This window comes from Lysobacter sp. N42, from assembly GCF_004344885.1.
On record NZ_SKFB01000151.1, the window covers coordinates 1 to 609 of the forward strand.

Below are 609 nucleotides of genomic sequence, written 5' to 3' on the forward strand. Positions count from 1 at the left end.
CTCCTTGGCCGAAGCCCGCCTCCCCCTCTCGTTCTCCTTCTTTTTTTTTTGTTACAGGGGCAACCACTGCAGCGCGATCCACTATATCGGACCCGCTGCGGCCGGCGTACGAGCTCGAGGCGTCGGAACGATGGGCATGGGGCGCACGGGGCCAAAAACCGTGGTCCTAGCATCGAGAATGGCCCAATTTGACCACGCCGGCGGCTCGAAACTTGCTTGCCCGTTTGCCCCGTTGATCAGCCCGTCCCGAGCTTTCCGACGATATATCATAATGGCGAATCGGGCGGGCGGATCGAAAGTTAGGGCCTCGACACGCCAAGCCTGTCCGCAGGAACCTCCATTCCGGAAGGCGCAAATAGTTTCTTCCGCGGATATACCCCGGGTGCGATCATACCAGCGCTAATGCACCGGATCCCATCAGAACTCCGCAGTTAAGCGTGCTTGGGCGAGAGTAGTACTAGGATGGGTGACCTCCTGGGAAGTCCTCGTGTTGCACCCCCTTTTTGCTTTTCGCGTCAATTTGGGCCTCCCCTCCTTGGCCGAAGACCGCCTCCCCCTCTCGTTATACTTCTTTTTTTTTTGTTACAGGGGCAACCACTGCAGCGCGAT

The 609-nt window shown here is 58.1% G+C and carries 1 rRNA gene; it reads left to right on the forward strand.

The window, feature by feature from the left end:
* Window positions 1-380 precede the first annotated feature (380 nt).
* Window positions 381-499 (forward strand): 5S ribosomal RNA (gene rrf / locus EYQ95_RS26275).
* Window positions 500-609 lie beyond the last annotated feature (110 nt).